The sequence below is a fragment of the Sphingobacterium olei genome, from assembly GCF_005048855.1.
GTDB classification, from domain to species: domain Bacteria; phylum Bacteroidota; class Bacteroidia; order Sphingobacteriales; family Sphingobacteriaceae; genus Sphingobacterium; species Sphingobacterium olei.
Map to the genome: position 1 here is coordinate 686,382 of NZ_SUME01000002.1, position 25,177 is coordinate 711,558.

The 25,177-nt window shown below is 40.6% G+C and carries 22 protein-coding genes; 18 read left to right on the forward strand and 4 right to left on the reverse strand.

Annotation, left to right across the window (positions count from 1 at the left end; translation table 11 throughout):
- On the forward strand, positions 1-579 hold the full coding sequence (gmk, locus tag FAZ15_RS07075; protein WP_136900596.1) for a guanylate kinase: 579 nt from the start codon (positions 1-3) through the stop codon (positions 577-579).
- The gene (gene nadD, locus FAZ15_RS07080; protein ID WP_136900597.1) at positions 569-1,150 is read left to right on the forward strand and encodes a nicotinate (nicotinamide) nucleotide adenylyltransferase; all 582 of its coding nucleotides are present in this window, start codon (positions 569-571) and stop codon (positions 1,148-1,150) included. The genes gmk and nadD overlap by 11 nt, the downstream gene beginning before the upstream one ends.
- A 9-nt stretch (positions 1,151-1,159) precedes the next feature.
- Here the strand turns inward: nadD and FAZ15_RS07085 are convergent, their stop codons facing one another.
- Both FAZ15_RS07085 and kduI read right to left on the reverse strand, forming a co-directional pair.
- Positions 1,160-1,924 (reverse strand): SDR family oxidoreductase, encoded by a 765-nt coding sequence (locus FAZ15_RS07085; RefSeq protein ID WP_202912344.1) that lies wholly within the window; start codon positions 1,922-1,924, stop codon positions 1,160-1,162.
- A gap of 22 nt (positions 1,925-1,946) precedes the next feature.
- Complete coding sequence (gene kduI, locus FAZ15_RS07090) at positions 1,947-2,795, reverse strand: 5-dehydro-4-deoxy-D-glucuronate isomerase (protein WP_136900599.1); 849 nt, start codon at positions 2,793-2,795, stop codon at positions 1,947-1,949.
- Between the two features lie 213 nt (positions 2,796-3,008).
- Between kduI and FAZ15_RS07095 the strand changes: the two genes are divergently transcribed.
- The 13 genes from FAZ15_RS07095 to FAZ15_RS07155 all read left to right on the forward strand — a co-directional run bounded on the left by FAZ15_RS07095 (position 3,009) and on the right by FAZ15_RS07155 (position 19,777).
- Positions 3,009-3,197 carry a CsbD family protein gene (locus FAZ15_RS07095; protein WP_136900600.1) on the forward strand — a complete coding sequence of 63 codons (189 nt, stop codon included), beginning with the start codon at positions 3,009-3,011 and terminating at the stop codon, positions 3,195-3,197.
- A gap of 123 nt (positions 3,198-3,320) precedes the next feature.
- Complete coding sequence (gene surE / locus FAZ15_RS07100; protein WP_136900601.1) at positions 3,321-4,100, forward strand: 5'/3'-nucleotidase SurE; 780 nt, start codon at positions 3,321-3,323, stop codon at positions 4,098-4,100.
- 3 nt (positions 4,101-4,103) lie between these two features.
- Entirely contained in the window at positions 4,104-4,364 is a 261-nt protein-coding gene (locus tag FAZ15_RS07105) for a hypothetical protein (RefSeq protein WP_136900602.1), read from the forward strand.
- A gap of 4 nt (positions 4,365-4,368) precedes the next feature.
- Entirely contained in the window at positions 4,369-5,235 is an 867-nt protein-coding gene (locus FAZ15_RS07110; RefSeq protein WP_136900603.1) for a 1,4-dihydroxy-6-naphthoate synthase, read from the forward strand.
- Between the two features lie 226 nt (positions 5,236-5,461).
- A complete protein-coding gene (gene secA / locus FAZ15_RS07115) occupies positions 5,462-8,761 on the forward strand; it encodes a preprotein translocase subunit SecA (protein ID WP_136900604.1) in 3,300 nt (1,099 codons plus the stop codon).
- A 14-nt stretch (positions 8,762-8,775) separates the two neighbouring features.
- Positions 8,776-9,228: an SPOR domain-containing protein gene (locus tag FAZ15_RS07120; RefSeq protein ID WP_136900605.1), complete on the forward strand. Its 453-nt coding sequence runs from the start codon at positions 8,776-8,778 to the stop codon at positions 9,226-9,228.
- A gap of 12 nt (positions 9,229-9,240) precedes the next feature.
- Positions 9,241-10,431 (forward strand): M20 metallopeptidase family protein, encoded by a 1,191-nt coding sequence (locus FAZ15_RS07125; protein WP_136900606.1) that lies wholly within the window; start codon positions 9,241-9,243, stop codon positions 10,429-10,431.
- 32 nt (positions 10,432-10,463) lie between these two features.
- Positions 10,464-11,030: a hypothetical protein gene (locus FAZ15_RS07130; protein ID WP_136900607.1), complete on the forward strand. Its 567-nt coding sequence runs from the start codon at positions 10,464-10,466 to the stop codon at positions 11,028-11,030.
- Positions 11,009-11,524: a GNAT family N-acetyltransferase gene (locus tag FAZ15_RS07135; protein ID WP_238387181.1), complete on the forward strand. Its 516-nt coding sequence runs from the start codon at positions 11,009-11,011 to the stop codon at positions 11,522-11,524. The genes FAZ15_RS07130 and FAZ15_RS07135 overlap by 22 nt, the downstream gene beginning before the upstream one ends.
- A 288-nt stretch (positions 11,525-11,812) precedes the next feature.
- Positions 11,813-14,938 carry a SusC/RagA family TonB-linked outer membrane protein gene (locus FAZ15_RS07140; protein ID WP_136900609.1) on the forward strand — a complete coding sequence of 1,042 codons (3,126 nt, stop codon included), beginning with the start codon at positions 11,813-11,815 and terminating at the stop codon, positions 14,936-14,938.
- Positions 14,939-14,958: 20 nt separating this feature from the next.
- Positions 14,959-16,470 carry a RagB/SusD family nutrient uptake outer membrane protein gene (locus tag FAZ15_RS07145; protein ID WP_136900610.1) on the forward strand — a complete coding sequence of 504 codons (1,512 nt, stop codon included), beginning with the start codon at positions 14,959-14,961 and terminating at the stop codon, positions 16,468-16,470.
- 63 nt (positions 16,471-16,533) lie between these two features.
- Entirely contained in the window at positions 16,534-17,397 is an 864-nt protein-coding gene (locus tag FAZ15_RS07150; protein ID WP_136900611.1) for a glycoside hydrolase family 16 protein, read from the forward strand.
- Positions 17,398-17,437: 40 nt separating this feature from the next.
- Complete coding sequence (locus tag FAZ15_RS07155) at positions 17,438-19,777, forward strand: glycoside hydrolase family 3 N-terminal domain-containing protein (RefSeq protein WP_136900612.1); 2,340 nt, start codon at positions 17,438-17,440, stop codon at positions 19,775-19,777.
- A 69-nt stretch (positions 19,778-19,846) separates the two neighbouring features.
- Here FAZ15_RS07155 and FAZ15_RS07160 read toward each other — a convergent pair whose 3' ends face one another.
- Complete coding sequence (locus FAZ15_RS07160) at positions 19,847-21,145, reverse strand: M20/M25/M40 family metallo-hydrolase (RefSeq protein ID WP_136900613.1); 1,299 nt, start codon at positions 21,143-21,145, stop codon at positions 19,847-19,849.
- Between the two features lie 157 nt (positions 21,146-21,302).
- Here FAZ15_RS07160 and FAZ15_RS07165 point away from each other — a divergent pair, with 157 nt between their 5' ends.
- The 3 genes from FAZ15_RS07165 (at position 21,303) to FAZ15_RS07180 (ending at position 23,939) form a co-directional block, all read left to right on the forward strand.
- Positions 21,303-21,617: a rhodanese-like domain-containing protein gene (locus FAZ15_RS07165; RefSeq protein ID WP_136900614.1), complete on the forward strand. Its 315-nt coding sequence runs from the start codon at positions 21,303-21,305 to the stop codon at positions 21,615-21,617.
- Positions 21,618-21,867: 250 nt separating this feature from the next.
- The gene (locus FAZ15_RS07170) at positions 21,868-23,283 is read left to right on the forward strand and encodes a Glu/Leu/Phe/Val family dehydrogenase (protein ID WP_136900615.1); all 1,416 of its coding nucleotides are present in this window, start codon (positions 21,868-21,870) and stop codon (positions 23,281-23,283) included.
- A gap of 419 nt (positions 23,284-23,702) precedes the next feature.
- The gene (locus tag FAZ15_RS07180; RefSeq protein WP_136900617.1) at positions 23,703-23,939 is read left to right on the forward strand and encodes a DUF6358 family protein; all 237 of its coding nucleotides are present in this window, start codon (positions 23,703-23,705) and stop codon (positions 23,937-23,939) included.
- A 35-nt stretch (positions 23,940-23,974) separates the two neighbouring features.
- Here the strand turns inward: FAZ15_RS07180 and gcvT are convergent, their stop codons facing one another.
- The gene (gene gcvT / locus FAZ15_RS07185) at positions 23,975-25,054 is read right to left on the reverse strand and encodes a glycine cleavage system aminomethyltransferase GcvT (RefSeq protein WP_136900618.1); all 1,080 of its coding nucleotides are present in this window, start codon (positions 25,052-25,054) and stop codon (positions 23,975-23,977) included.
- Positions 25,055-25,177: the final 123 nt, after the last annotated feature.

Below are 25,177 nucleotides of genomic sequence, written 5' to 3' on the forward strand. Positions count from 1 at the left end.
ATGAATGGTAAATTAATAATTTTTTCTGCACCATCAGGAGCTGGAAAAACAACTATAGTAAGACATATATTAGGGCAATATAGCGATAAGTTTGAGTTTTCGATTTCTGCTAGTACACGTGCTCCACGGGGAACAGAAGAGAATGGAAAGGATTACTATTTTATATCGAAGGACGATTTCTTGCATAAAGTTGCAAAACACGAATTTATTGAATTTGAGGAAGTTTATGCGGGTACTTTTTATGGTACATTGCGCTCGGAGCTGGAGCGCATATGGGCTTTGGGCAAGCATGTGATATTTGATATTGATGTGATAGGTGGATTACGTCTCAAATCAAAATATCCGGAAGATGCGTTAGCTATTTTTGTCAATCCCCCCTCTTTGGCTGTTTTGAAAGAACGCCTTTCGGGTCGAGGTACGGATTCGGAAGAGAAACTGAAGGAACGTTTTGCGAAAGCAGAATTGGAATTATCTTACGCCGATAAATTTGACGTGATATTGAATAACTTTGACCTGGATACAGCATGTAAAGATGCTGAAAAACTGGTGTTGGATTTTTTAGAGTATAATGGTAAATAAAAAAATTGGTCTATTTTTTGGCTCCTTCAATCCCATTCATATAGGTCATTTGATTATTGCAAATTATATGGCAAATCATACCGAACTGGATGAAGTATGGTTTGTTGTGTCGCCCCAAAATCCGTTCAAGGAAAAAAAAAGTTTGGGAAATATGTACGACCGATTGGAAATGGTAAACTTAGCCATTGCCGATACGGTAAACCTGAAAGCCTCGGATATCGAATTTAAATTACCACAACCTTCTTATACTATCGATACCCTAATGTATTTAGCGGAGAAATATCCAGTCAAAGATTTCTTTCTGATTATGGGAGAAGACAATTTAATCGGTCTTCCGAAATGGAAAAATGCCGATATTATTCTGCGAGATTATAAAATATTAGTTTATCCTCGACCGGGATATAAGGAAAGCGAGTTAAAAAATCACCCTTCCGTTATCATGACGGAAACTCCCATGATGGAATTATCCTCTACTTTTCTGCGCAGATCGATAAAAGACGCAAAAAACATTAAATTTTATACACCGGATAAGGTCATTGATTTTATAGAGAAGAAAGGGCTATATTCATAGCCCTTTCTTTTATCTGCCCATCCAACCTCCGTCTACTGTAAGAATCGTGCCGTGTACATAATCTGAAGCTTTTGAAGCTAAGAATACTGCCGGGCCTTTAAAATCTTCCGGCTCTCCCCAACGTGCTGCAGGAATACGACCCAAGATTGATGCCGAACGTTCAGGATCTTCCCGAAGAGCTTCTGTATTATCGGTAGCGATATAACCTGGAGCGATTGCGTTTACATTAACCCCTTTGGAAGCCCATTCATTAGCAAATGCTTTTACTAAGGAACCGACAGCACCCTTAGAGGCGGCGTATCCTGGTACATTAATTCCGCCCTGAAAAGTCAATAGCGAGGCGGTAAATACAATTTTACCCGAACCGCGCGCTATCATATCTTTACCTATTTCGCGAGTTAAGATAAATTGGGCGTTTTGATTGATTTCTATAATTTCATCCCAATATTCATCTGGATGTTCCGCTATAGGTTTGCGTAAGATATTTCCCGCATTATTGAATAGAATATCAATTTGCGGATGTTCTGTTTTTACTTTTTCAATAAATGTATAAAGCTCTTCACGTTTTGAAAAATCACATTGGTAGGCGTAGAAGTTTCGACCGATTGCTTTAATAGATTGTTCGACCTTGGAGTTCTCCAACTCTAGGGTTGCTGACACGCCGATAATATCCGCTCCGGCCTCTGCAAGAGCTTCGGCTAATGCTTTACCGATACCTCGTTTACACCCCGATACGAGTGCAACTTTTCCTGTTAAATCAAAAGAATTTAATATAGACATTAATATTAGTTTATTATTATTTTAGATCAGTTATAGCACTTTTATCCATATCATCATAGTCCATGTTTTCGCCAGCCATACCCCAAATAAAGGTGTAATTGCTTGTTCCGGCGCCGGAATGTATAGACCACGGTGGAGAAATTACAGCCTGTTCATTTTGCATCCAGATATGGCGGGTCTCATCGACCGGCCCCATAAAATGGGAAACAGATTGTCCTTCCGGTACGTCGAAATAGAAATATACTTCCATACGGCGGTCGTGTGTATGGGCCGGCATGGTGTTCCAAACAGAACCCGGTTTTAATTCGGTCATTCCCATCTGCAATTGGCACGTCTGGATGACAGTATGCAATAACATCTGATTAATTGTACGGTGATTGGCTGTTTCTAACGCACCTAATTCGATTTTATTCGCTTCGGCCTTGGTTACACGTTTTGTTGGGTAACTATGATGAGCCGGAGTAGAGTTTAAATAGAACTTTGCAGGTTTGCTCGAGTCGTTACTGATAAAATAAATTTCTTTGGCTCCTTTTCCAATATATAACGCTTCTTTGTAGTTCACCTCAAAAGTTTCGCCATCGACTTCTACTTTTCCATCTCCCCCAACATTGATAATGCCCAATTCACGGCGCGCTAAAAAGTAAGGTTCTTTTAACAATGGTTCAATCGTTTCGAGTTTTAGTTTTCCATTGACGGGAAGTGCTCCTCCAGCCATATAGCGATCATAATGCGTATATACAAAGTGTACTTTATCTTCGAAGAAAAGTTTATCGATTAAAAAATTTTCACGAAGACCTTTCGTGTCTAAGGATTTCGCTTCGTTAGGCCCAATAGCATACCGGCTCTCAAAGGTAATGTTACTCATAGTTTAGCTGAAATTTTGAAATAAATTCTAAACTTAACTAAAATTACGTTGATATGCAATATAATTGGATTGTATACCAACTTCGATTATCGTTTTACCGGGGTTGCGTTAGCCGCTTCCCTTTGGAATTTTTATAGGATGAAATATATTTTTTTAAAACATTTGCTCAGCCGGATTGTTGAATTTATATCACATATAACGGAGTAATATATAATGGATAAATTAGATTTAAAAGGAAAGTGGAACGAATGGAAAGGGAAAGCAAAGCAAGAATACGCAGAGTTGACGGATGACGATTTAAAATATGAAGAAGGAAAAGATGATGAATTACTGGGACGGCTTCAACAAAGACTGGGTAAAGCCAGAGAAGAAGTCATTGATTGGCTTAAAGGTTTAGGTTAAAATTAACGATTGGATAATTTAAAGGTTGGTTTCTGTTTGGAAATCAACCTTTTCTTTTTTTATACGTACAAACCATATGGAGATTTTACAATCTCTTAATTTATTTCTTTCTAACTTCGCAGTATGGCAAAAAAGAAACCGATGATTTTGGTCGTCAATGATGACGGCATTACAGCACCGGGTATTAAAGTGCTGCTTGAAGAGATGCAAAAAATAGGCGATATCGTAGTGGTAGCTCCGGACAGTCCGCAATCGGGAATGGGACATGCCATAACGATCGGAAAACCGCTCCGTTTGGACAAAATTGACCTGTATGAAGGCGTGGAGATGTATAAATGCTCCGGTACACCGGTAGACTGTGTCAAGTTAGCGGTAAACAAGATTTTTAAGGGTAAAAAACCTGATTTATGTGTATCAGGAATCAACCATGGGTTGAATTATTCCATTAACGTGCTATATTCGGGGACGATGTCAGCTGCGGTAGAGGGCGCCATAGAGGATATTCCGTCGATAGGATTTTCGTTAGATGATTTTTCGCATCATGCCGATTTTTCGCATTGCCGACCGTATGTACGGGCTATTGCCCAGCAGGTGTTGGATAATGGTTTACAAAAAGCAACGTTGTTGAATGTCAATTTCCCCCATGTCGGCAAAGAGCTAAAAGGGATAAAAATCTGCCGGCAGGCGACCGCCAAGTGGTTTGAGGAGTTTGATGAACGCCTGGATCCGTACAATAGAGAATATTTTTGGATGACCGGTAAATTTCAACTGTTAGATAAGGGAGAGGATACCGATGTACACGCGCTGAGCAATGGTTATGTTTCCGTGGTGCCTACCCAATTTGACATGACCGCCCATCATACCATTACCGAATTAAATTCCTGGAATTTTGATGTTAATTAAAAAATGAAGAATTCGTTAATCCAAGGTGTACTAATTGGCCTGATTGCCCCGCTGATTGCTTTTTTGCTGACTGTTTATACTGACTTTGAGACTATGTTATCTCCGGATAAACCTATTTTTTTATACGTCATAGCAGCGGGTGTTAATTTAATAGCAATGCGTATTTTGTTTAAAAAAGGATATGATGCCACCGGACGGGGTGTTGTCTTGGTCACTTTTATCGGGGCGTTATTGCTTATCTTCGCAACGAAATTGAAAATTTAAGAACATGGAACTAACGTTAGGCTTTTCGCCCTGTCCGAACGACACGTTTATTTTCGATGCACTGATACATCATAAAATAGATACTAAAGGGTTAACTTTTCGGGTAGAGTACCATGATGTCGAGACCCTAAATGATAAAGCGTTTAATAATGAGCTGGATATTACGAAACTCAGTTATCATGCATTTGCATACGCGGTTCAGCAATACGAGTTGCTGGATGCGGGAAGTGCTTTAGGTTTTGGTGTCGGCCCGTTATTGATTACGAAAAGTGCGGATTTAACGACTAAATTGAAGGCATATGCAGGAAATGATTTACCGGCGGCATTGGAGGATTTGCGGGTTGGCATTCCGGGCAAGTATACTACGGCTAATTTTTTATTGGGATTAGCTTTTCCAGCCCTCCAGAATAAACAAGAGCTCGTGTTTTCGGATATCGAACAGGCGTTATTGGATAATACCATCGACTTAGGACTGATTATTCACGAAAACAGATTTACGTATCAAGATAAAGGGCTTTTTAAAGTCATGGACTTGGGGGATTTCTGGGAGAGAACGACGAGTAATCCCATTCCCTTAGGTGGTATTGTCATAAAACGTGAGCTTCCTGTTGATGTTAAATTGTTGGTCAATCAGCTTATTAAGGAAAGTGTGGAGTACGCTTTTGCCAATCCGAAATCCGGATTGGAATACATTCGTTCGTATGCACAGGAAATGGAAGAAACAGTAATGTACAAACATATTGAATTGTACGTCAATAAATATTCTATACATTTAGGAACGGAAGGTCGATCTGCTGTGACAACATTATTCGAAAAAGCCCATTCTGTGGGTCTTATACCGCAAATCGAGAAGAATATTTTTCTGACATAAAAAGCCTTTATGATCTGTAGTAACATGAACAACTATCGCAAATGTCACGAAGGTTTCTTGATGAATATTGGAGGCAAACACTGTCAAAAAAATAAAAGACAAAAAAATAGATATCATAGTCTAAGTTATCATCCTTAATAAGTAAATTTGCCCGATTAGTGCCAAATTGTCTTAAAAAAAACTTTGGATTTAATTTTGAGTGCTAGAACTGAGAAAAAAAAATATTATGTTAAAATTTCTAAGTAAACTTTTTGGTAGTAAGTCTGAACGGGATATTAAGGTTATCCAACCGTTAGTTACCAAGATCAAAGAAGAATACAGTAAATTGACCGACCTTACGCATGATGAACTGCGCGAAAAGACTACCGAATTTAAAAACCGAATCCAAGAATATTTAAAAGACATAGATACTGAAATTGCAGCATTGAAAGCAAGTGCGGATGAAAGCACATCTGATATCTCTGGAAAAACAGAAATCTATGAAAAAGTCGATAAGCTGACTAAAGATAGAGATAAAAAGTTAGAAGAGATATTGTTAGAAATTCTTCCTGAAGCTTTTGCTGTTGTGAAAGATACGGCACGTCGGTTGACTGAAAACACTGTTATTGAGGTTACAGCTAGTGATTTTGACCGAGACTTGGCTGCCCGTAAACCAAATGTCACTATTCAAGGGGATAAGGCACTCTGGAGCAATACATGGAATGCTGCAGGAACAGAAGTCACGTGGAACATGGTGCATTATGATGTACAACTTATAGGCGGTATTGTATTACATCAAGGAAAGATTGCGGAGATGTCTACTGGTGAAGGTAAGACGTTAGTAGGTACCTTGCCTACCTATCTGAATGCGTTGTCCGGACAAAGCGTACATATTGTAACCGTCAATGATTACTTGGCAAAGCGTGACTCCGAGTGGAATGGTCCTTTGTTTGAATTTCACGGGTTAAGCGTAGATTGTATTGACAAACACCAACCAAATTCGCCACAGCGCCGTAATGCGTACAAATGTGATATTGTCTACGGTACCAATAACGAGTTTGGTTTTGACTATTTGCGTGACAATATGACGCAGACGCCTGAGGCAATGGTACAGCGTAAGTTGCATTTTGCAATGATTGATGAGGTTGACTCTGTATTGATTGATGATGCACGTACCCCATTGATTATCTCCGGCCCTATCCCAATGGGCGACCAACATGAGTTTCATCAACTAAAACCGCGTATCGAAAAGTTAGTGAACGCGCAAAAAGCGTATATCAATACGGTATTGAATGAGGCTAAGAAAGCGATAGCATCTGGCGATACCGATGTTGAAAAAGGTGGTTTAGCGTTATTCCGTGCATATCGTGGTCTTCCTAAAAATAAAGCTTTAATCAAATTCTTAAGTGAAGGTTCTAACCGTCAAGTTCTTCAAAAGGTAGAAAACTACTACATGCAAGAACAAAACCGTCATATGCCAAAGGCGGATAAAGAATTATTTTTCGTTATCGATGAAAAAAATAATCAAGTAGAACTTACTGAAAAAGGGATTGAATTAATTACAGCTTCAGGAGAGGATACTAGTTTCTTCATCCTTCCCGATGTAGGTACAGAAATCGCCGATATTGAGAAAGCGGATATTCCATTAGAAGAGAAGGCTTCCCGTAAGGAAGAATTATTGAGGGATTATTCGGTAAAGGCAGAGCGTATTCATTCCATTAATCAATTGTTGAAGGCTTATACGCTTTTCGAAATTGATGATCAGTATATTGTAGACGAGGGGAAAGTAAAAATTGTAGACGAACAAACGGGACGTATCATGGATGGTCGTCGTTACTCGGATGGATTGCACCAAGCCATTGAAGCAAAAGAGAATGTAAAGGTAGAAGATGCTACTCAAACATATGCTACAATTACCTTGCAGAATTACTTCCGTATGTACCACAAGCTTGCGGGTATGACGGGTACGGCTTCTACAGAGGCCGGAGAGCTTTGGGAAATCTATAAATTGGATGTTGTAGAAATACCGACAAATAGACCTACACAACGTGATGATAGACAGGATTTTATTTATCGTACAGCACGTGAGAAATATAATGCCGTCGCACAAGAAATACAACTCCTTACGGAGCAAGGGAGACCGGTATTAGTCGGTACTACTTCGGTAGAGATCTCCGAATTGTTAAGTCGGATGTTGAAGTTGAGGGGAATCAAACATAATGTATTGAACGCGAAACTTCACCAAAAGGAGGCGGATATTGTAGCTGAAGCAGGTCGTCCAGGGCAAGTAACTATTGCTACGAACATGGCCGGACGTGGTACGGACATTAAATTGGCAGAGGAAGTAATTAATGCTGGAGGATTAGCCATCATTGGTACAGAACGTCACGAATCTCGTCGTGTTGACCGTCAGTTACGCGGCCGTGCTGGTCGTCAAGGAGACCCAGGATCTTCTCAATTCTTCGTTTCATTGGAAGATCCGTTGATGCGTCTATTTGCTTCTGAGCGAATATCCAACATCATGGTGAAAATGGGAGTCGAAGAAGGGGAAGTGATGCAGCACAGTATGTTGACGAAATCTATCGAAAGAGCACAACGTAAAGTAGAGGAAAATAACTTCGGCATTCGTAAACGTTTATTGGAGTACGATGATGTCATGAACTCACAGCGTACTGTGATTTATACAAAGCGTAAAAACGCTTTGTTTGGAGAGCGTCTTGATGTTGACTTGAACAATACAATTTACGATGTTACGGAGGATATTGTTACGGAATCGAAAGAAGGCGGTTCTTATGAAGAGTTCCAAATAGAAGTCATTCGCTTGTTTGCCATTGATCCGGCTATCTCTGTGGAGGAATATACTTCTAGTAATATTCCTACATTAACGGATAAACTTTTTACACAGGTCATTACGCATTACGAAAATAAAGCTAAAAATATTGCTACGCAGACCTTACCTGTTCTTACAAATGTAATGGCAGAGCGAGGCGATATGATAGAAAATGTGGTTGTTCCGTTTACAGATGGAATTCGTGGCATACAAGTTGCGACGAATTTGAAGAAAGCGATTGAATCTAACGGAATAGAGGTGTTCAAATCGTTCGAGAAAGGAATTGTATTAGCGCTTATTGATGAAGCCTGGAAAGAGCATCTTCGTGAAATGGACGATTTAAAACAATCTGTACAAAATGCAGTTTATGAACAGAAGGATCCGATTATCATTTATAAAATGGAGGCTTTCAATTTGTTCAAAGCTATGCTTGCTTCCATGAATAAGGATATTGTTAGTTTCTTGTTTAAAGGAGAAATACCGGGTCAGCAACAGCAGGATATACAAGAGGCTCGTCCTATACCAGTCCAGCAAGCTAAGGTTACAGCTACTAAAGAGCAGTTAAGTTCGCCAACAGGTGTAAGTGATGAGGATATTGATACACGCGTACCGCAGGTGACCCAACCGATCCGTAAGGAGCAAACAGTGGGACGTAATGACGAATGCCCGTGTGGTTCAGGTCTTAAGTATAAGAACTGTCACGGAAAAAACGGTTAAAAAAATATAAAGTGATGCTGAAAAGAGGTTTGATTTCATGTGTAGTACTTGTCGTGGTATCTACTGTAGCGAAAGCACAGGAGGGTACTGTAGAAGTGGCAAAGGACTCATTGATTACATTATTACAAGAATATAGATCAGCGCATGAAATCAACCCTACAGCTACACGGACCATTAGTCTTGGTACAAAACCCGTAGACAAAAAAAAAGCAACCCGCGTAAAACGTAAGGGCTTTAGGGTACAGATATTTTCGGGGTCAAGCCGAAATGAGGCTTACGCTGTGCAGGGTCGTTTTAGAAGTCAATATGCTGACGTGGATAGCTATATTAATTACGATGAACCCAACTATCGGGTTAAAGTCGGCGACTTCAAAAGTAGAGCTGAAGCAAATAACTTTATGAATGTTTTACGTTCACAATATAGCAATGTTTTCGTTTTTGTTGAAGACATTTGGGTTTGGCAATAAAAAATCTATATCATGTCCGATTTAAAGGATACCATTAAATCTTTGTCACGAGAATTGTTTGCAGAAACAGTTGCAACAAGACGCCATCTCCACCAAAATCCCGAACTTTCGTTTAAAGAGTTTAATACGGCTGCCTTTGTAAAAGCGAGGCTGGATGAAATAGGGATCCCCTATCAGTCTATGGCTAATACGGGCGTGGTAGGAATTATAAGTGGAGAACTGCCTTCTGATCGTGTTATTGCGTTGCGTGCTGACATGGACGCGTTGCCTATCACAGAAGTAGAAGGAAGAGAATACGGTTCGCAGCAGGAGGGTGTGATGCATGCCTGTGGGCATGACGTGCACACTTCTTCACTATTAGGTGCGGCGAAGATTTTATATCGTCTTAAATCTATGTTTGGCGGTACGATAAAGTTTATATTCCAGCCGGGAGAAGAGCGTCTTCCTGGAGGAGCTTCTATCATGATCAAAGAAGGTGTCTTGAAAAATCCTGAGCCACAGGCGATTATAGGTCAACATGTAATGCCATTTATTGAAGTGGGGAAGGTTGGTTTTCGAGCAGGAAAATATATGGCATCCTGTGATGAACTTTTCATGACAGTACGCGGAAAAGGCGGTCACGGAGCACAGCCTCATCAAAATATTGATCCCATCGCTATTACGGCGCAGATTATTACGGCTCTTCAGCAGGTTGTTAGCCGTAGTGCTGACCCCCGTATACCGACTGTACTCTCTTGGGGTAAGATCGTAGGTAACGGTGCGACAAATGTTATTCCAGACGAAGTTTATTTGGAGGGTACATTCCGAACTTTTGACGAGAAATGGCGTGCTGAAGCGCATGAAAAAATTACAAAGATGGCCGAAGGAATAGCAGAAAGCATGGATGCAAGCTGTTCGATAGAAGTGCGAAAAGGATATCCCTTTTTGATAAATGAACCCGAGCTGACAGCGCAATCCAGGGCCTTTGCCCAAGAGTTTCTGGGAAATGAAAATGTTATTGAGTTGGACCTATGGCCGGCGGCGGAAGATTTCGCTTATTATTCGCAGGAAACCAATGCTTGTTTCTATCGTTTGGGAACTGGAAATGTGGCGAAAGGAATTACGTCTGCTGTCCATACACCTACATTCGATATCGATGAAGCCGCATTAGAAACGAGTATAGGGCTTATGTCATATATAGCAATCAAGCAGTTACAACGGTAAAAAATCTTATTATGGTTTTTTAATTTCAAAAAATGTCTTCTCATCATATAGTAAGAGAAAATCAAGAACCGGCATTGGTTGTGGAATCGGTAACGGATCTAGATAAAGAATATGTTGGTCAATTGCTGGAATGGTGCCCTACCGTTTTTACCAATGACTATACGATAGATTTCTTTCTGGCAGATGACATCAAGGTAGACGTTGTTGTTACGAATCAATGTAATAATCTATATATACAGGAACAGATAAAAAAAATCCCACTCCAACGTGGATTTATTGCTGATGCGCTGCAGTATTTGGTTGTTAATAACTATAAAGCCGTTAATATTATTTGTGATGAAATTCCGGATGCGGTTTTTTCTTATTGTAACAAGATAAACATCGTGTTATTTTTTGGGGGCAAAAGGTATGTTTTTGTAGAAAGGGAATACAAAAAGTGGAAACAAAAGGGAGAAAAGATTTTTGTGCGGGAAGACCGGTTAAAATCATTGGTCGGCATCCAGAAGGTATCCATAAATACATTTATTACGGAGCAAGATGGATTTATTTATCTAGCCTTTAATACACCCGAATTTGTGTGGATAGGAGAAGAAATCTAATGTTTACTATCCAAAAGGCTGCTGCCGAAGATGTTTTAATTATTCATCAATTGGCACATCAGATTTATCCACCCACCTATATTGATGTTCTAAACCAGGAGCAGATAGATTTTATGCTCGAAAATTTATATTGTATTTCAGCGCTGAAAAAATCAATACATGATGGCCAAGAGTTTTATCTTCTATTTGATGAAAATCGAGTAGCGGTGGGTTTTATGGCACTAGTGGAAAAGAAAAGTACTAGCCTCCTATTACGGATCGAAAAACTGTATCTTCTTCCAGAAACTCAGGGTAAAGGATGCGGTACACTATTGATTAACTTTGCTGCAAATGAAGCATTAAAACGTAATATAACCACTCTTGAATTAAACGTAAATAGAGGAAATAAAGCTTATTATTTCTATCTGAAACAAGGCTTTGTCGTTACTCAAGCAGTAGATATACCTTATTACAAGTATATATTAGATGATTATATCATGCGGAAGGATATATAGAACTCCCCTCCGTCGATTATTTTCATGAAATCCTAACATTTTCGAGATACTTTTTAAGCGTTTGTAAATCAATGACTTGAATATTTGTTGTAGTGCGTTTGTAGTGCTGTTTTTAGATATTTTTTATTGTTTCTCATTTTCTGTAGGGCTAATTGTAGGCCTCTGAAAAAGCAAAAATTAGAATTCGTAACCTAAATTTGATGTATAGTCTTCTAAAATCTGTCACACAGAAAGAGGACTATATGGATAACCAAATAATTTATAAACCATGTTTAATAATTTCAGCTTATGAGAAATGGAGTTTTACATGCATTCATGTTACTATGTATGTGTTTTTCGACCATGGAACTTGTTGCACAATCGTTGCAGGTAAGAGGTCGTGTAACATCTACTGTGGGGAGTAATCCCCTTCCGGGTGTTACAGTAGCTATCCTGGGACAAAGTATATCTACAAGTACGAATGTGTCAGGCGAATATTCAATTACAATTTCGGGATCAAGTGCTACTTTGGTGTTCAGTCAGGTGGGAAGGGTTTCTCAACAAATCAGTGTCACATCTAGCGGAACGTACAATGTTTCATTGGAGGAAGAGCTAAGCGAGTTGGACGAAGTTGTTGTCGTTGGGTATGGAACACAAAAGAAAAGTTTGGTCACAGGGGCAATATCTTCCGTAAAAGAAGAAGAACTTAAATCTGTGTCTAACGCGCGAATAGATCAGGCATTACAGGGGAGGACTGCGGGTGTCACCGTGCTACCGACTTCAGGCCAGCCTGGAGCGGGAATCAATATACGGATTCGTGGCACGGGGTCAAATAGATCTAATCAACCGCTTTACGTTATTGATGGTGTACGCGCCGGTGGGATTGAAGCTCTCGACCCATCAGAAGTAGCATCCATAGAAGTGCTTAAGGATGCAGCCTCAGCAGCGATTTATGGCGCTGAGGGCGCGAATGGTGTCATTATTATTACCACGAAAACAGGGAAGCATAACACGTCAGACATTAGCTGGAGTTCGCAGCTTGTACAGCAATCTGTTAAAAATAATTTCATTACAATGATGAATGCAGATCAGTATCAGCAGTATTTGCAAGCGTCCAATACACCAGGGAGTCCTTCGGCTTCTGACGTCACTGATCCAGAGGGTACAAACTGGTTATCGGAAGTAATAAATAATGCGCCCCAACAGCGCCATACATTGACCTTTAGCGGAGGTTCAGAAAAGTCTACTTATTTATTAAGCGGGACTTATTTCACACAAGAAGGTATTGCAGGTGGCCCTAAATCGAGGTTTGATCGTTACAATGTGCGTTTTAACGGAGATAGTAAATTACGATCTTGGCTGACTGTTGGAAATAGGTTGTCTATTACGCAGTTTAAGCGAAGGGCGATCTCTGACAACAACGAGTTTGGTTCTATCCTGGTTAGTGCCTTGGTAATGGATCCGACGACGCCAGTGGTGTATGCTAATGGTTCGACCTTGCCGTCACATGTACAAGCGGCAATGGGAGGAACTACACCTAATGGGGATCCTATTGGGCCTTTGTTGCGGACAGATCCGAACGGAAACTTATATGGTATCTCCAATTGGTTAAGAGGAGAATATGGTAATCCGTTGGCACGCATAGATATGGCAAGGGGGGAAACTGTTCAGAATAAGATAGTGGGAAATGTATATGCAGAAGTGGAACCGATCGAGAACTTCAAGTTTACCTCACGTTTTGGTGTAGACATCGCTTCACAACAAGGTCACGGATGGACACCGACATTTTGGTCTTCCAGCGAAAGCCTTAACAGTATAGCAACGGGATGGGACAATAGTGACACCTGGACGTCCTGGCAGTGGGAAAACTTCGCAACTTATCAACGCGCATTTAATCAGCATAATTTATCCGTATTGGGAGGTGTATCTGCTATGAAATTTATGTGGCATGGGATGAACGGAAGTTATGCAGGACTTTTTAAAGAAGAAGATAGATTCTCCTATGCCGATTTCGTGCCAGATGATACCGACCGCATAGGTAGTAATGCCAATACGCGTACACTGGCGTCATTTTTTGGTCGGATTTCCTATGATTTCGCGGGAAGGTACCTATTGAACGCTACGGTAAGAAGAGACGGTTCGTCCCTGTTCTCCAGCGGATATAAATGGGGAACATTCCCGTCTGTATCGGCGGGATGGATTCTTTCCAACGAGAGTTTTTATGGAGCGGCATTATCTAGTATTTTGAACTATGCTAAGGTTCGCGCCAGTTGGGGACAAAATGGTAGCCTTTCGGCAGTGGGACTTGGTGAATGGATGAATGCTGTGGGTTCTGGACATTTCTATCCCGATGCGGATGGAAACCTATTGAATGGTGCAGCTCCCAATAACCTTGCTTACCCTACCCTTACCTGGGAGACAAGTCAGCAGTTTGATGTGGGTTTGGATCTAGCATTCCTAAGTAACCGCTTATCAGTAACCATGGACTACTATAAAAAGTCTACAATGGATCTGTTGACGACGGGCTCCGCTCCTTTTTTTGCAGGTGCTCCATTATTGACAGTCAATGCCGGAGAAGTCGTTAACAAGGGTTTCGAATTTGAGATGAACTACCGCGACAAAATTGGTTCGGATTTCAATTTTGAAATTGGAGGTAACTTCACCACGTTGAATAATAAGGTAACGCGTCTTGATCCCAATATTCCTTTTATCGGCGGGGCAGGAGTTGGTACGGGTTGGACGGCAACAGCTATGACACTAAACAATCCTATCTGGTATTTTAATGGGTACAAAACAGACGGAATCTTCCAAACACCGGAAGAGATATCACAATATATTGCGGACAACGGCCTAACGGGATACGCACCAAATCCAGGGGATCCAAGAGTTGTGGATGTGAATGGTGACGGACAAATATCTAATGCGGATATGACGATGATCGGAAATCCACATCCAGATTTTGTTTATGGGGCCCGGCTGAGCGCCTCGTATAAGGGATTTGACTTTCTTGTGCTATTTCAAGGGCAGACAGGAAATGACATCATGATGGGCTTTAATCGAACAGATCGGCCGACAGCAAACAAACCTGCTTTCTTCTCGACCGATGCATGGACAGGACCGGGAAGCACTAATACCTGGTTTGCCCCTAATACGTCCAACAATTACATCTATAATAGTGACTTGATGATATTTAGTGGATCTTTTGCCCGAATCCGTCAATTGCAATTCGGATATACCTTAGGCGATAATGTTTTAAACACTATCAGGTTCAAGAATGCAAGAGTGTACGTTTCGCTTGACGACTTTTTCACGTTCACCAAATACCCGGGTGTAGATCCTGAAGGGGGAAGTAACGGTGGAAATAGCATAGGTATTGACAGGGGAGGATACCCTATTCCAAGAAAGGCAATGGTGGGTTTATCCTTTACATTCTAATAATTAAATAGATACATATTATGAAAAAGAGATATATCAAGAGTTTTTCAGTTCTTACTGCCATGTTACTCCTGTTTGCGGGGTGTGAGAAATTTCTGGAACAAGACGTTCCGGGACAATATTCTGAGGACGATTTTTACGAATCGGATGTGGATGCAACACAAGCAGTTACCGCCATTTACAACTTCATGGCGGCACATTATAATGGTACTTGGGGTAGCGTTTACTTTATCAAAACACTACCATCGGATGAGGCGAATGCTGGAGGTAGTGGTCCTGGAGATCAACCGGGTTATCAGCAGATCAACACCTATAATTTTGATGCGACAAATGAAAGTATACGTGATGTATGGAGGATGTGTTACTACACGATCTTTCGTGCGAATAAGGTGATTAATAAGGTGAGTCCGGATAACGATTTGCGTAAACGTCTCATTGCGGAGGCTAAAGTGATTCGGGCGTATCAGTATTTTGAATTGACGTCGTTATGGGGTGATGTGCCCCTGGTTTTAGACGATGTGCCTGCGACTCAATATACTTCAACCGGACGGCAGCCTCGTGCAGATGTGTATGCTCAAGTAGAGCAAGATTGTCGCGACGCCATTGCTGTGCTTCCGATTCGTAGTGGTTATGCTGGAGGAGATCGGTTTAGGGTAACCAAGGGGACAGCACAGGCTCTCTTAGGAAAGGTACTTCTCTATCAAGAAAAATGGCAATCCGCTGCAGCCGAGTTTGATAACGTCATCACTTCAAATCAATACGGTCTGGAACCAAGTATAGGACATGCATTTTCACGGACAGGCGAGTTTGGGAAAGAGTCTATTTTTGAAGTAAGCTATGCCAGCGACCGGAGTTACGATTGGGGTAATTTCCCATGGGACTCTCGTCCGATTAGCAACATCCATATCCAATTGATGGGACCTCGCAGTGACTTTTATGTTAAGGCACCTGCCGATTCGCTCGTCGGCGGCTGGGGCTTTATAACACCAAAGAAAAAACTTTGGGATGCATTTATCGCTGCCGGTGATGTCGATAGAAGAAAGAATACGGTGATGTCGTTAAGCGAGCTGCGGGCTGCCGGAGGAGACTGGACAAGTACAAACGCTTATCAATTTGAAGGTTATTTCCAACGGAAATATGGTACGTATGCGTCACAATCTGGTGCTCCGGTTGCCGAATTGAACTATGGGAATAATTGGCGTTTAATTCGGTATTCGGACGTGTTGTTAATGGCTGCGGAAGCATATTATCGTTCCAATGATGAAGATAGGGCGCGGACCGAACTAAATAAAGTTCGACTTCGTGCTAATTTGCCAGATATTACTGCCACAGGTACGGCCTTATTTGAATCTATCGTTAGCGAGCGACAACTGGAGCTCGCTTATGAAGGTGCTCGTTTCCCTGATCTTGTCCGTTGGGGCAGGGCATCAGCAGAATTAGCTGCTCAGGGTTTTATTGCGGGTAAACATGAACTGATGCCTATTCCGGATAACGAAGTGCGAACTGGCGGATTAACGCAAAATAATTATTAATGCCCCTATACATTTTTTACCTTGAATGGAGACCTATATGGTTTCTGTAGAACAATATTAGATATGCATATCAATCTTTTAGCAACTTTGTTGTGTGTTTTTTTATCTGCTTCTCTTTTTGGCTGTGTCAGTGAAGAAAAAAGTGGCGGTACATTAGACTCTGTGATCAATAACAATTGGCAATTTACAACATCACCAACTTGGTCTGATGAATTTGATTACGAAGGAGCTCCCGATCCCAAAAAATGGGGATATGATGTGGGTTCCGAAAATAATGGATGGGGGAACAACGAACTTCAGTATTACACCGAATCTAGGTTGGAAAATGCACGGGTAGAAGACGGATCACTGACTATTACCGCCCGTAAAGAAGATTTTGAGGGATTAGCGTATACATCTGCTAGATTGGTGAGCCGAGGCAAGGCAGATTTTTTATACGGTCGGTTTGAAGTAAAGGCCAAGGTGCCTACCGGAAGGGGGACATGGTCTGCCGTTTGGATGTTGCCTACCGATTGGGCTTATGGTGGATGGCCAAACTCTGGTGAAATTGATATCCTTGAGCATGTCGGATACGATTTGGGTGTGGTACATATCAGTACGCACACGAAAGATTATCACCATTCGATCGGAACACAGAAAACAGCTACGAAAGCGATACAGAACCCTTCTACTGAGTTTCATTTATATCGCGTAGATTGGACTCCCGATTATATCCGTGGATTCGTCGACGATCAACAAATATTCAATTTTCCCAATGAAAAGAAAGGATCTAATGCTTGGCCTTTTGATAAACGATTTCATTGGCTAATCAATATCGCTGTAGGTGGAGATTGGGGCGGACAGCAAGGGGTGGATGAACATGCTTTTCCTGCCGAAATGAAAGTTGATTATGTTAGAGTATATGATCTCATAAATCCGTCTAAATAGAAAAAAATAACAATCCCTTACCGCACTATACACGTATATTATGAACAATAGACTAGGCACGCTTGTACTTGCTCTTTCATTTGGTTTGATCATCTCCGGAAGATCGCTGTATGCACAAGCAAAACTGTTTACCAATGTAGACGAATCAAAAGTAGAGGCAATTTTAAAACGTCTTACCTTGGAAGAAAAGGTGGGACAGATGACACAGGTAACTTTAGATGTGTTAACAATAGGACCGGATCCATTTTCAAGCAAAGAACCATTGGTGTTAGACCCAATACAGCTAGAGACCGCATTTAAAAAATATAAAGTCGGCTCAGTATTGAATACAGCCAATAATAGAGCGAGAACTGTGGAGGTATGGAATGACTTGATAGGGAAGTTACAGGAGGAGGCTATTAAAGAAACCGGTATTCCTATAATTTATGGTGTCGATGCGATCCATGGTACTACATACACCGCAGGAGCAACGTTTTTTCCCCAGCAAATAGGTATCGCAGCAACATGGCAGCCAGAGTTTGCCTATAAAGGATCTCAGGTAACGGCTTATGAGACGCGGGCATCTGCTATCCCTTGGAATTTCAGCCCCTTACTAGATCTCGGACGCATTCCGAGCTGGCCGAGGATGTGGGAGACCTATGGTGAGGATTCCTATCTGACCGCTACAATGGCAGCTGCTGCTATCAAAGGATACGAAGGTGATGACCTTTCCAGTCCGTTTTCGGTAGCATCCTGTATCAAGCACTTTATTGCCTATGGAGCAGAGCGCTCGGGGAAAGATCGCACTCCGACATGGATTCCAGAAATTCAATTACGTGAATATTATCTAGGCTCATATAAAGCAGCCATTGATGCGGGATCACACAGCGTCATGATCAATTCGGGGATTATTAATGGACTACCTGTACATGCCAATCCGGGATTATTAACCAAATTGTTGAAAGAGGAACTTGGATTCGAAGGTGTTATTGTGACCGACTGGGCAGATATTGAGAATATTTACAACCGTGATAAGGCTGCTGAAAATCATAAGGAGGCGGTGAAAAAGGCGATAAATGCCGGTATCGATATGTCTATGGTACCGTATAATTTTAAGTTTTGTGACTACTTGATCGAATTGGTGAAAGACGAAGAGGTGCCGATCGCGCGCATTGACGATGCAGTTACGAAGATACTAAAACTTAAGATGGCGTTGGGACTTTTTGAAAATCCAATCCCAAAAGAGGGTCAATATCTAGATTTTGCGTCAGAAAAGTTCAAAAAATTAGCTTTTGATGCGGCAGCTGAATCTATTACGCTATTGAAGAACAACAATGTATTGCCACTCAAGGTGAATACAAAGGTATTGGTTTCGGGACCAAATGCACATTCGATGCGAGCGCTCAACGGAGGTTGGTCTTATTCTTGGCAAGGAGAAAAAGTACATGAATTTTCGGAAGGTTACCACACGATATATGATGCAATAGCCCACAAAAATGGAAAGGAAAATACCACTTACGTTGCCGGGGTATCCTATAAAAACGATGGTGAATGGCATGAAGAGTATCAAATCGATATAGATGAAGCAGTACGCGCAGCACAGCATGTAGAATCTATTATCCTATGTCTTGGAGAGAATACCTATACCGAATCGGTTGGCAATATGAATGATTTGTATATCTCAGAAAATCAAGAAAAATTGGCCAAAGCTTTAATAGCAACAGGCAAACCTGTTATATTGGTGCTCAATGAAGGCCGCCCGAGACTAATCAGTCGTTTTGAAGCGGAACTGAAAGGGGTTATTCAAACCTATTTACCTGGGAATTATGGTGGAGATGCATTGGCTTCCATTCTTTTTGGTGAGATTAACCCTTCTGGAAAATTGCCATATTCTTATCCAAAGTTTCCGAACGCACTATTGACATACGATTATAAACCTGCCGAGGTAAAGGAATCGATGGACGGTGTTTATAACTACCAGAATGCGGTGGAATTCCAGTACCCATTTGGTTATGGATTGAGTTATACCACTTTTACATATGCAGGTCTCGCCTTCGACAAAACTAACATCAAGGCCGATGAGAATTTCACGGTCACTGTAAAAGTGACGAATAGCGGAAATCGTGCAGGAAAAGAAGTCGTGCAATTGTATTCATCAGATGAATACGCTTCCATTACACCCGACAATAAACGATTACGAGCTTTTCAAAAAATCGAATTAAATCCGGGGGAAACCAAAGATCTCGTATTTATATTGAACGGTAAGGATCTTTCGTTCGTGGATTACGATCTAAGGAGAGTTACTGAAAAAGGTAGTTTCAGAATCAATGTAGGTACGGAGATAGGCAAGTTGAATGTAGTAGATACAAAGGTATTCACGGAACACAAGCGGGTCATGTAAGCCATCTAAATAAAAGGCTGTGTGGGCGATGTTGTCCAGGACAACATCGCCCACACAGCCTTGTCTCTTCTAATCTTTTAATCTCTCTACCCGAGATGGCGTTTGCGTGCCATCCACTAGACCCTTTGCTCCTATTGCAATAGCCTCAATGCTCGATTTTATATTGTCGAGATCTAGGGTGCCCACTTCATCTTTTACGGTGTGATAATAGGTGTCCTTGTCGATTTGAGAAGTAGAAAAAGTATGCGCAGGCACACCCAATGCCGCGAGTACAGCATTATCGCTGCGGTAGAATAAATTCTGTTGCGGATAGGGGTCGGGATGGAATTGAAAGGTCGAACCCTGCAGATTAGATTGCATCAATTGGCCTAAGTTAGAGGCGTTATATCCCGTAATATACATGGTATTGGGGCCAAATTTAGAATCTTTGCCGATCATTTCGATATTAATCATTGCCACAACTTTCTCCGGATCTATCTCGTTTGAAAAATATTTTGAGCCGTACATTCCGATTTCTTCGGCCGTAAATGCGACAAAAATCAACGTTCTTTCGTTATTGTTGAGCGTTGCATAATATTTGGCTAAGCTAATCATTGCCGTAGTTCCCGAAGCATCGTCATCAGCACCGTTGGCAATAGAATCTTGACCATCTGCTTGGATTATTCCGATATGGTCGTAATGTGCAGAGAATATGACAAACTCCTCTGGTTTGCTTTTACCTGGAAGCATACCAGCCACATTAAATAATGGAAAGTCTTGAATTTCATTTTCAGCATGAACATCAATCGAAGGGTTTTTCTCATTGGTAACAATAAATACTTTAGCCGGAGAATGTTGTTCTGTTTTTGAAAGCACATTTTCCCGGCCATATATTTTATTGAATCGCAAAATCATTTCCGCAAATGAGGGGTGTACTAGCACGATAGCATCTTCAGGAGAAGTTGCTATTTCTCTAAACCTAATGGCGAAATCTTCACCTTTATCTATTCTTAACGAGGTATTGTATTCTTTCCAGTTTATAACGGGATTATTTCCAAGGATAAGATATTCATTTTCAGCAAGTATTTTTTTATTAAGCATTATTTTTTGGCTTTTTCGTATGATTTTTCGAACGGAAAAAGTCTGTCTATAGTTATCTTCGGCATAAGGTTTTAGTCCGATTGTCTTAAATTCATCGGCAATAAAATCTGCCGCTTTAGCAATGTTTGGAGTAAAAGCATGTCTGCCCTGCATATCGTCCGAAGCTAATGTGTTCAGGATACGGGCGATTTCTTCTTTATTTGAAACAGGTTTTACCGAAGGTTGTTGTGCCAATGTGCAACATAGTGATGAGGAAAAACCAAGGAGTAAAAAAGCATATTTTATCATATAATAAAAAGTTTTAGGCAAGTTAGCATTTTTAGAAATGTTATGATACTACAAACGGTGTGTATCGGAAGAAAGTCGTATTTTTCTACTTTAAATTCACTGTGTGCGGTTTGCGAATTCGAAGCATTTTATCTAAGTTTGATTAAAATAGAAAACTATGAAAGAAGTTACTGTTCAAGAATTAAAGTCAATGATGGATCGAAACGAAGAGTTTCAATTAATCGACGTTCGTGAACCTTTTGAATATGAAGTATCTCATTTAAATGGCCTTAATATTCCGCTATCGGGCGTTGTGATTGAGGCTGAGAAAATTTCTAAAGATATTCCCGTTATCATCCAGTGCCGTTCAGGTAAACGAAGTGCTCAGGCAGTGATGCTATTGGAACAACAAGGCTACACGAATCTTTCCAACCTAAAGGGTGGTATTTTAGCTTGGAAAGAAGAGATTGATCCTGAATTGGATGTGTATTAATGGCATCAGTATGAATAGGTGCAAAAAGGGAATAAATTATAGTTTGTTCCCTTTTTCTTTTTTGTCAATTTAGGGAAAGAATGCTAACAAGATCCCAACTAATTTTGACCTTTGTTTATTATTTTATAATAATATGGCGTCATCGCTGAAAACTTGTTAAAAATTCACTTTTCACTGGTTTTTAAAGATTTATCTACTGATTTTTGGTAATTTTATCGAAAATTATAAACAGAATAAATAAACCATTTTTATGTCTACAAGTGACTATAGTTTTTTCAAAGGGGTAGAACGAAGCTTTGATAAGGCGGCTAAATTTACACGATTTTCAGCCGGGATATTGGAGCAGATCAAGGCATGTAATTCGATATTGCGTGTCAAATTTCCCGTTCGTATCGGTGATGGTGTGGAAGTGATAGAAGCCTATCGCGTACAGCATTCTCACCACAAGTTACCTTGCAAAGGTGGGATTCGTTTTAGTATGGAAGTAAATCAGGATGAGGTGATGGCTTTGGCTGCACTGATGACTTATAAGTGTGCTATTGTGAATGTGCCTTTTGGTGGCGGAAAAGGCGGTATAAAAATAGATTCTAAGAAATATAGCGTATTCGATTTGGAGAAAATCACCCGTCGCTATACTTCCGAATTGTGCAAAAAAAATTTTATTGGACCTGGGATTGATGTTCCCGCGCCCGATTATGGTACAAGTGGGCGGGAAATGAGCTGGATAGTAGATACATATTCATCTTTAAATCCCAATGATGTTAATGCGATGGCCTGTGTTACGGGCAAACCTATTTCGCAGGGTGGTGTTAGAGGTCGTGTAGAAGCAACAGGTCTAGGCGTATTCTTTGGGATTCGAGAGGCTTGTGCTTTCGAAGAAGATATGGTAAAATTGGGTCTGACGACTGGGATAAGGGGGAAAAGAGTTATCATTCAGGGGTTAGGAAATGTAGGCTACCATGCCGCTAAATATTTTCAGAATGCCGGAGCCATTATTGTCGGATTGATCGAATACAATGGAGCGATCTATGATGCGAACGGAATAGATGTCGATATGGCGCAGGCGCATCGTGCTAAGAGCGGTTCATTGTTGAATTTTCCTAATGCTAGAAATATAGAAAATATTTCCGAAGGGCTAGAACAAGCGTGCGATATTCTTATTCCAGCAGCTTTGGAATCGGTAATCCATAAAGACAATGCTTCCCGTATTCAAGCTAAAATTATCGGTGAAGCCGCAAACGGTCCTTTGACCCCAGATGCGGATGAAATATTGCTCAGAAAAGGAGTATTGGTTATTCCGGATATGTATCTGAATGCCGGAGGCGTAACTGTTTCTTATTTTGAATGGTTAAAGAACCTAAGTCATGTACGTTATGGACGTTTGGAGAAGCGGTTTAGTGAAAACAGATATGCCGAGATTATCAACTCTGTGGAAAGCATGACGAATAAGAAGGTCTCTGAAGTAGAGCGTAAAATCATCCTCAAAGGCCCGGACGAAATTGATCTCGTTCACTCGGGGCTTGAAGATACAATGATGGGGTCTTATCAAGAAATAAGAGAAATCTATGTCAATACACCTGGTGTGGATGATATGCGTACTGCTGCATTTATTTGTGCGATAAATAAAATTGGTGTTTCTTACGAAGAACTGGGTATATTCCCGTAAACAAATGTTGAAAATTACAGGGAGTATCGTTTCCGTTCGATCGTTTAGACAATTTTAGAAAAGACGGTATCGGTTTTGTAGGGGCATCTGTAAAACTTCCTGTATCTTTGTAGCATGAAACTCATGAATCTATTTCACCAAACTAAAGAAGCATTCTTGTTTAGTTTGGTGTTTTATATAATAGGGATTCTATTATTGACCCTCAAGGTATCTTTTGCTCCGTTTATTTTTAGTGTTTCGTTACTAATTTCGCTTATATGGGTATTTATGGTACTTCGGGAAATTATGCTTTCTCCGTATATCGATCCTTCCGAACGAATCATGTTAACCCTATTTATTGTTTTTTTAAATATCATTGGGGGAATCGTCTATTTTTATTTTATTCGAGAAAGAGTCATACAACAAAAAGGAACCAAAAAATGAAGAAGCAAATTATATTAAATGTATTACTTAATCTGGGGATTGTTTTTCTGATTATGAGTGGAGTTGCCGCTTATAAAAGTGGGAATATGCTGATTCTTGGATTGGCTATCGCCATTGGTGTGGTGTTGATCTACCTAAAAATGGTACTCTTAAAATATGTCCGGAATCAGGCTAAACCAGCGTTACGAACACCTCCTTTGACGAAGCAAAAGAAGAATAAAAAAACGGGTTAAATTTTACATTAACCCGTTTTTTATTCTTTCTATGATTATTTTACAAAAGGAGGTTTTTTGATTACCGCTTTCACCTTTTGATTACGGATATGGATGTAGATTTCAGTACCCTCCTTTGCAAAGGAGGTATTGACATAACCGAGACCAATAGACTTTTTCAATGAAGGGGATTGTGTTCCCGAGGTTACACGACCGATCACGTGACCTTCGGCATCTACGATTTCATAATCGTGGCGAGGGATCCCTCTATCAATCATTTCAAAGCCAACTAATTTCTGTGCAACGCCATTTTCTTTTTCAGCTTTAAGATTAGCTGAATTTACAAAGTCTTTCGTGAATTTCGTTACCCAGCCTAAGCCCGCGGCGAAAGGTGATGTTTTGTCGTCAATGTCATTTCCATATAAACAGAATCCCATTTCCAAACGCAAAGTATCGCGTGCACCTAATCCTATTGGTTTGATACCATAAGCTGCGCCGGCTTCAAATATGGCATTCCATACTTTCTCTGCGTCTTCATTTGCCACATAGATTTCGAAACCTCCAGCTCCGGTGTAGCCTGTGGCCGATACAATTACATTGTCTACCCCAGCGAATTTTCCCTTTTGGAAGGTGTAATATTCCATTGGCGCAAGATCGATATCTGTTAGCGATTGTAATGCATCTGACGCTTTAGGGCCTTGGATTGCTAACAACGAAGTTTTGTCAGAGATATCTTTCATATCAACACCTTCGGTATTGTATTTGCTGATCCAGTTCCAGTCCTTTTCAATATTAGAGGCATTTACTACCAATAAATACGTCGTTTCGTCTATGCGATAAGTTAAAAAGTCGTCTACGATACCACCGTCTTCATTTGGGATGTAGCCGTATTGTACTTTGCCGTCGTAAAGCTTAGCGGCATCATTAGAAGAAATCTTTTGGATTAAGTCCAATGCTTTTTCTCCTTTTAATATAAATTCGCCCATATGACTTACATCGAAAACGCCGACAGTTGTACGTACTGTCTCGTGCTCATCATTAATACCGGAATATTGCACCGGCATATTAAAGCCGGCGAAAGGAACCATTTTAGCACCTAATGATGTATGCAGGTCTGTTAAAGCAGTATTTTTCATTTGTTTTATAATTATGTTTTTAGGACAGCATGAAATTTATCGATGTTCAAAGAATCATTCTCGTGGGTGTTTAACGATTCTCTTTGAATAGATCAGTTCCATTTTGTTTATTTTAGTAATGTT